This is a genomic window from Chlorogloeopsis fritschii PCC 6912 (assembly GCF_000317285.1).
Classification (GTDB): Bacteria; Cyanobacteriota; Cyanobacteriia; order Cyanobacteriales; family Nostocaceae; genus Chlorogloeopsis; species Chlorogloeopsis fritschii.
This window is the reverse complement of record NZ_AJLN01000096.1, coordinates 19,764-27,003: the sequence shown is the minus strand read 5'-3', so window position 1 is coordinate 27,003 and position 7,240 is coordinate 19,764. Positions and strand designations below refer to the sequence as shown.

The window sequence follows — 7,240 nt, the reverse complement described above, 5'->3', positions numbered from 1 at the left end:
CCCCCCGTTGAAGCGACTGGCGTCAACTGGCGTCAACTGGCGTGCGGGTTTATATAGATATTTCGTCATTTTTGAGAGATTTTGTTAGAACCCGCCCGTACAGTAGTTAGTAGTCTATATTATTGATTTTGATAAGTAGCCTCATGAACTGCATACACCAAAACGCATGAAAAAGGTTTCTTTCCCAACACCCGACACCCTGTGAAGCGTAAAGACGCACTCACTGTTACAGTTATTAGGTATGATGGCATCGATCGCACTCGCAGCGATCGGCAAATCTGTCCCGATTATCGTGTTAAACACAGCACTCTTTGACTGCTTGCTCAAACTACATCCCTCAAGAGGCTCGTGATGACAACTCTTCATTCAGACGCACTTGTATTTTTTGGGGCGACAGGCGATCTTGCCTACAAGAAAATTTTTCCCAGCCTTCAGGCAATGGTACGACGTGGTAATCTTAATATTCCGGTAATTGGGGTTGCCGGGCGATCTTGGACAACAGATCAACTCAGGGAACGAGCGCGTGATAGCCTAGAACATCATGGTGGTGTAAATCAAGCAGCATTTGAGAAACTTTCTTCACTGCTCCAGTACGTTTCTGGTGACTACAACAAACCAGAAACTTACGAAAAGTTACGTCAAGCCCTGGGCGATGCTACTTGTCCCCTCTACTACTTAGCAATTCCGCCCAGCCTGTTTGCACAAGTAGTGGAAGGATTAGGTAAGTCAGGTTGTGCTAAAAATGCCCGCGTCGTAATTGAAAAACCATTTGGACGAGATTTAGAATCAGCACGCGAGTTAAACCAAATTCTCGGCTCGGTTTTTCCCGAATCATCTATCTATCGGATCGATCACTATCTCGGCAAAGAACCACTGCTGAACTTGCTTTATTTTCGATTTGCCAACTCCTTTTTAGAACCTATTTGGAATCGCAACTACGTCGAAAGCGTGCAGATTGTCATGGCAGAGAACTTTGGCATTCAAGGACGGGGAAAGTTCTATGATGAAACAGGCGCAATTCGAGATGTGGTGCAAAACCATATGCTGCAAGTGCTAGCTTCAGTTTGCATGGATGCCCCCGCCAGTACGGCACCTGATGCAATCCGAGATGAAAAAGTGCGGATTCTCAAAGCATTGCGATCGCTTGAACCCAACGACATAATTCGCGGGCAATTTCAGGGTTATCGCCATGAGGAGGGTGTAGCTACTGACTCCCAAGTAGAAACCTTTGCTGCCGTTCGTTTATTTATTGATACCTGGCGATGGTCAGGAGTTCCCATTTACATTAGAGCCGGGAAGAAATTGCCTGTCAAGACTACTGAGGTGATGGTTAAGCTCAAGTGTCCACCTCTAGATGTGTTTAAGGAGGGAGGAAAAGAAAACACCAATTATGTTCGTTTTCTATTAGATCCGGAGGTAATCGTGGGATTGGGCGCTCGCACTAAAATCCCAGGAGAAGCCATGATCGGATCTGCGGTGGAACTGTTGGCGTTTTATGGAGGTGGCGACGAGATGGAACCTTATGAGCGTCTATTGGGTGATGCGATGCGGGGCGATCCGACTTTGTTTGTCAGAGAGGATACCGTAGAAGAGGAATGGCGAATAGTTCAGCCAATTCTCGATAACGTCACACCCGTTTACGAGTACGAACCGAATACCTGGGGGCCACCAGAAGCAGATAAACTGTTGTTGGCAGGCGATCGCTGGTACAATCCATTGCCAAGGGAGTAGTATGTTGGCTTATTTAGGAGCGCGATCGCTGCTATAAATGCGCAATTTACTGAAATGAGAAAGCAAACAGGTAAATTGAGAAAGTAATATACCTTTTTGCTGATTAGCTCAACTTAATTTACTCATTGCCCATGCGACTATCTAAGTAAACTGGGAATGTTATTTGCTTGTAGTTAGTAATTGGCAGATACCTTAACATGAGACTAGACACCACAACAATCAATAAGTAGAGGTATCAATGGATGCTTTAGTGGAAAAACTAGAAACGAAACTGCACCAGTGGCAGCCTGATGTTGCTGAACAGGTGCGCCAATACGTAGCAGAAATAATCGATCTGGCAGATCAAGATGCGCTAGATATTCTGCGTTCAAGAATTGTTGAGCAAGAAGTATTGGATTTGTTGGATGAACCCGAAACCCGGTGAAGTATGGCTTGTTGATCTGGGGTTAGCGGCGAAAATGCGACCAGTTGTAATTATATCCCGCTACGATCCAAATCCACCACGAGCTTTGGTTATTTATGTACCAGTTACGACGCAGTATCGAGGTAGTGCATACGAGGTTGTACTGCCCAAGTTCCCGTTTTTGCAGGAGGGATCTGTAGCTAACGTACAAGGTTTGGGTTCTATACCAAGTGTGAGACTTGAGCGTAAACTGGGTGAGCTTTCGGATGAAGTAATGTTCAACATCAAACAAGCTCTAGTATTTGCATTAGATTTAGAGGTTGATATACAACAGGATGGCTCACCTGACGCAGATGCTTAGTATTTATAGGCTACTGACTGCACTAAGAACCACTGGGAATTTAGGATGGTGCGGCGCTTGGCGACAACACACTCTACAACTAACCGCGACTGAAAAGTTTACGATCCAGAAATCCAAGTCTCTCGCGGTTCTCCCTGAATCAACTGTACAGTTCCAAACCTTTCCTCAAGTTGGCGCGGTAGAGTGTGTATGCCAAAGATGTAAACGCAAACCTCTTCCGGTTGAGTTGTCAAAACACGAACTTTGGCTTCGTTATCTTGTAAACGCTCTATGAGAATAGATGCACAAATTTCAACATCTTCAGGAATCTCATATGCTTCCTTTGAAAAGGTAAACTTCTTCTCCAAACTATTTGCAATTTGGTCAATAACTTTTTGTTCAGGCAACGAATTAGTGAAACGATAGATGTATGTTCGGCAGCATTTTCCATCTTCTAGCTGCTCTAACTGAGGGATATTTATCAACCTGATCTGACTCGCGTCATACTTCATTTCGTTCACCAGTAACCTGAAAGTACCATCCTATGAATAACTTACTTAGAATTTCATGAAGAATTGTATAACCAGCATCAATACCTGGTCTAACTCTGCGACTAATTGCCAGCGATATTCTGCCACAAATCTGCCGGAACAAAGCGGGACAAATGCCCAACATTGGTCGTTGCAATCACTACATTGGAAACACAAAGTGTTATTGCCTGTGCTGCAAGGATCATATCGCCATCAATAGCCTTATCATCTGCTGTTGGTTGTCCCTGCTGCCGTGCTTGTGCCCAAAATATCGCAGCTTGTCGCATGGTTGCTGTTGCGATGGGAAGATACTCCAAAAATTCAATCAGCGTATCTAATCGAGCAATTCCTTTAACCCTATTTGCACGCAATAACTCACGACGGACTTCATAATCGGCAATTTCAGGAACAATGATTCGATGATCTCCCGAAATCAATGTCTGAAGCCATTGAGCACAAGCGGTACTTTGAAGCGATCGCTTGAAATTAGTTACCAGTCCAAGTAGCCCCGAATCAAGTAAAACTGGTAATTAGCGGATACCTTAACATGAGACTAGACACCACAACAATCAATAGTAGAGGTATCAATGAATGCTTTAGTGGAAAAACTAGACACAAAATTGCGTCAGTGGCAGCCCGATGTTGCTGAACAGATGCGCCAATACATAGCAGAAATCATCGATCTGGCAGATCGAGATGCGCTAGATGTTCTGCGTTCAAGAATTGTTGAGCAAGAAGTATTGGACTTGTTGGATGAACCCGAAACCTTGTAGAGATGCGTACACCGCAGGGGTTCCCGGAGGGTAATTTCTCATCTCTACATTTTTCGGAGATGTCTAGTAAATAACAGCGAAAATAATCCAACTCTAAAATAGAGACAAAAAGCTTACGCCCTGTGCCTCTTGCCTTCTCATCCCTACTTTCCCATGTTCCGCTTCATCTGTTCCAACTCAGCCTCTGTTTCCCAACGCCGGAATTTCTCCTCTAGGGGATCGTAGCCACTATAATCGGTTTGGGGTTGATTCCACCAACCAGAAGTTTCTAAGCGTTGCTGGGCTTGGGCTTGGGCACGGGCTGTCTGGGCTTCGGTGGCTTTTGCTTGTACTTCCTGTCGCCGTTGTTGAATTTTTCGCAGTAAATCTTGTGCTTGGCTGATGCGTTCCTTCAACCCTTGCATATGTCCCCAAAGCTGATTGCCTTGGCGTAACAGTGCGGCTTCTCGCTCACCTGCCGCCGCCGCTAAATCTTGTCTGTTATTTGCTTTGGCTTTTTGGACGCGAATGTGCCACTTTTGGATTTCTTGAGCAGTGGAGAGAATTTCTTCTTGCGATCGCTTCTCTTGCAATTGCAAATCTGCAATCAGCTTTAAAGTGTCTTCTTCTTGCTCGCGTAGTTGTTCTAACAACGCTTCTAGCTCCAAATGCGGATTGCTTCGCAAGAATTCTTCTAAACGATTTTCTAGAAACCGACTCAAATCATCAAATAAGCCCACTGCCAGAACTCCAGTCAGGTATCTCACTTTATTGTAGTCGTTATTATCCTAGCCCAAACCTACTCAGGTGATTATTTTTCTCTCAATGCCAAAGTTCTCTCTCTAGGTTGAAGTTTTCAACCATTAGTGATTTTTATCGTTTGATTAAAAAAGTGGCTTTTAGATGGAGCGATCGCAAAAGTCAACATCTCTTTTAAATGAGTGGAAAAATACAATCACTTTGGCATAACATTATGAATTATCTTGTTGCAGTTTTACCAGATAGAATCAAAGCCGAAGAAGCCTACTCTGCTTTAGAAAAAGAAGGTTTACCTACAAACCAAGTAGATATATTAGGTCAAGGCTACAAAAGTGCAGATGAATATGGGTTAATAAACCCCAATTTACAAGCGAAAAAAGGAGCAAAACGCCTTTCAATCTGGCTAATTCCCTTTGGTTTTATAGCTGGTTATGCCTTTAACGTTTTAACAGGCATTGAAATATTTCCTATTGGCAGCTTTGGCAATCATATTTTCGGTGGAATTTTAGGAGGTGCTGCTGGTGCATTGGGTGCATACTTAGTTGGTGGTGGAGTTGGTTTAACTGTTGGTAGTGGAGATGCTCTGCCTTACCGCAACCGTTTGAATGAGGGCAAATATCTAATTGTTGTTAGAGGTACTGAAGAATTAACTCGTCAGGCAACCCGAATTTTGCGTCAATTTGAGCCGGAGAATTTGCAAGGCTATGTTGAACAAACAGGGACAGCGTAAATGAATCAATTCGTAATTCGTAATTACTACATTACGAATTACGGATAAATTAAAATGGCAAGCAAAAATCATATTTTAAAAATCGACCACAGATAGACACAGATAAACACAGATAAATCATCTGTGTCCATCTGTGTTTATCTGTGTTCGTTATCACCTAAAATTTGAATTTTGCAATCAATCTATTTCTATTACTTGGTGCAATTCAAGGTGAGTTCGACTAATTCACATTTAACGCCAATTACATTTTTGAACGCAGTTTTGGTAAACGAACCTGTTCGTTTTGTTGTTGCTTGTTCTTAAAGTCATCAAAGAGCGTGACTTTTCCATTTTGAGCCAACCGTTCTGCCACAATTTGTCGATAAACAGCTTCATAGCCATCTACCATTTTTTGGACGCTGAAATTGTTCTCAACGTGCTCTCGGCAAGCATAACGATCAAGTTCAGTTACTTTGCCCACAGCACTAACACATTCTTCAATACTATTACAAATGAAGCCCGTTTTACCGTGGACAATTACTTCTGGAACAGAGCCAAAATTCATGGCGATAACTGGCGTTCCTGCTGCCATTGACTCTACCATCACTAACCCAAACGGTTCTCGCCAAGTGATAGTAAATAAAGTTGCTACCGCACCTCCCATCAGAGCGTTTTTCTGAACATGATTTGCTTCACCCAAGTACTGAATTTGCTCCCCATCAATGAAAGGCTTAACTTCCCGCTCGAAATACTCCACATCAACAACATCCACCTTACCTGCCATCTTTAAACGCCAACCAGCTTGTTTGGCTATTTGTATTGCTATGTGCGTTCCTTTCTCCGGTGAAATTCGACCTAAAAATGCTAAGTAAGGTGATTCTTCTGGTTGGGGATGAAATTTATGGCTGCTGACATCAATGCCATTATAGACAGTTGCTGCATAATTCAACCCTAATCTTGGCTCGCGCTGTGCATTAGAAATACTTACGTAGGGCTGAGATTTGGCATATTGAAACATCTTTTCGTTGTCGGGTGTAAAAATACCGTGCAACGTAGTAATCGTGGGTGTTTTTACTAATTTTGTATAAGGTAGTGCACTACAACCCATATGTGAGTGAATAACATCAAACTCTTCTGCCCGCTCAAACACCCAAGCAAGTTGCAACATTTCATATATGTTGCCCTCTTTGACTGTAGAATCTAGTCTTAAGGCACGAGGATGAACTGATTGAAGCTTGGCTAAAGTAATAGAGTCTCCTGATGCAAATAGCGTGACTTCATGTCCACGTCGGACTAGTTCATCGGTTAGTAACCCCACTACTAGTTCTGTACCGCCATAGCCTGGAGGTGGAACTCTCTCCCAGAGTGGGGCAATCTGAGCAATTCGCATAAAAGACTCCTGAAAATGTAAGATTAGAATTAAAATCAGCTTATTTTGTTCTAAAAAGTGCTTTGAAGCGACTCACTATTCATGAGAGCTTAATTAGAACACCTTTTTGAACTGGGAATAATACAAACTTTATAGTTTCTCTAAGAAAAATTTTGTCTACCGAAGGTGGGGAAATCATATCTTCCAAGAGAAAAAATTTATTTTAATTAACTTAATTTTGCTAATTCTTTATACTTTATATTTCTTAGGGAAGATGACAAATTCTTTTAGCTTACAATACGCATTTGTAATAGTTTATGGTTAGAATAGATTAACTTCAATGTTACTATATTTCTCAAATACAAGTACAAAGTAAGAACAAGTAACATACATCTGAGTCTTAGTCTTAGAATTGATTGATGAGATTTTCGTTACGCTTGCGCTTGATGCTAACACTCAAAAAATTGCCCTTACGTATATTTGCAATTTGACTACAGCAATCGCTCTTTCCACCCTGCAAAAGATAGGTGAAATCGTTAGAATATAAATAACTAGCACTTGCGAGGCGAGTGACAAGCCAATAAAAATGGTTAACGCCGCTGCAATTACTGCTGCTAGGGTAAAAGACTTTGACAATTGATTGGGAA

At 42.3% G+C, this 7,240-nt stretch carries 9 protein-coding genes; 5 read left to right on the top strand and 4 right to left on the bottom strand.

Annotation, left to right across the window (positions count from 1 at the left end):
* Nucleotides 1-351 precede the first annotated feature (351 nt).
* The 3 genes from zwf (at nucleotide 352) to UYC_RS0118340 (ending at nucleotide 2,495) form a co-directional block, all read left to right on the top strand.
* The gene (zwf, locus tag UYC_RS0118350; RefSeq protein ID WP_016875860.1) at nucleotides 352-1,731 is read left to right on the top strand and encodes a glucose-6-phosphate dehydrogenase; all 1,380 of its coding nucleotides are present in this window, start codon (nucleotides 352-354) and stop codon (nucleotides 1,729-1,731) included.
* A 238-nt stretch (nucleotides 1,732-1,969) separates the two neighbouring features.
* Nucleotides 1,970-2,155, top strand: a complete 186-nt coding sequence (locus tag UYC_RS0118345) for a hypothetical protein (protein WP_016875861.1) — start codon at nucleotides 1,970-1,972, stop codon at nucleotides 2,153-2,155.
* Nucleotides 2,136-2,495 carry a type II toxin-antitoxin system PemK/MazF family toxin gene (locus UYC_RS0118340; protein ID WP_016875862.1) on the top strand — a complete coding sequence of 120 codons (360 nt, stop codon included), beginning with the start codon at nucleotides 2,136-2,138 and terminating at the stop codon, nucleotides 2,493-2,495. Before UYC_RS0118345 ends, UYC_RS0118340 begins: the two co-directional genes overlap by 20 nt.
* A 98-nt stretch (nucleotides 2,496-2,593) precedes the next feature.
* Here UYC_RS0118340 and UYC_RS0118335 read toward each other — a convergent pair whose 3' ends face one another.
* Nucleotides 2,594-2,986, bottom strand: a complete 393-nt coding sequence (locus tag UYC_RS0118335) for a hypothetical protein (protein WP_016875863.1) — start codon at nucleotides 2,984-2,986, stop codon at nucleotides 2,594-2,596.
* Nucleotides 2,987-3,087: 101 nt separating this feature from the next.
* A complete protein-coding gene (locus UYC_RS0118330) occupies nucleotides 3,088-3,441 on the bottom strand; it encodes a PIN domain-containing protein (protein WP_016875864.1) in 354 nt (117 codons plus the stop codon).
* 150 nt (nucleotides 3,442-3,591) lie between these two features.
* Between UYC_RS0118330 and UYC_RS0118325 the strand changes: the two genes are divergently transcribed.
* Nucleotides 3,592-3,777, top strand: a complete 186-nt coding sequence (locus tag UYC_RS0118325) for a hypothetical protein (protein WP_016875865.1) — start codon at nucleotides 3,592-3,594, stop codon at nucleotides 3,775-3,777.
* A gap of 143 nt (nucleotides 3,778-3,920) precedes the next feature.
* Here UYC_RS0118325 and UYC_RS0118320 read toward each other — a convergent pair whose 3' ends face one another.
* Nucleotides 3,921-4,496 (bottom strand): TIGR04376 family protein, encoded by a 576-nt coding sequence (locus UYC_RS0118320; RefSeq protein ID WP_016875866.1) that lies wholly within the window; start codon nucleotides 4,494-4,496, stop codon nucleotides 3,921-3,923.
* Between the two features lie 233 nt (nucleotides 4,497-4,729).
* Between UYC_RS0118320 and UYC_RS0118315 the strand changes: the two genes are divergently transcribed.
* Nucleotides 4,730-5,245, top strand: a complete 516-nt coding sequence (locus UYC_RS0118315) for a hypothetical protein (RefSeq protein WP_016875867.1) — start codon at nucleotides 4,730-4,732, stop codon at nucleotides 5,243-5,245.
* 241 nt (nucleotides 5,246-5,486) lie between these two features.
* On the opposite strand, the gene UYC_RS0118310 is transcribed toward UYC_RS0118315, so the two are convergent.
* A complete protein-coding gene (locus UYC_RS0118310) occupies nucleotides 5,487-6,614 on the bottom strand; it encodes a glycosyltransferase family 4 protein (RefSeq protein WP_016875868.1) in 1,128 nt (375 codons plus the stop codon).
* Between the last annotated feature and the right edge of the window lie 626 nt (nucleotides 6,615-7,240).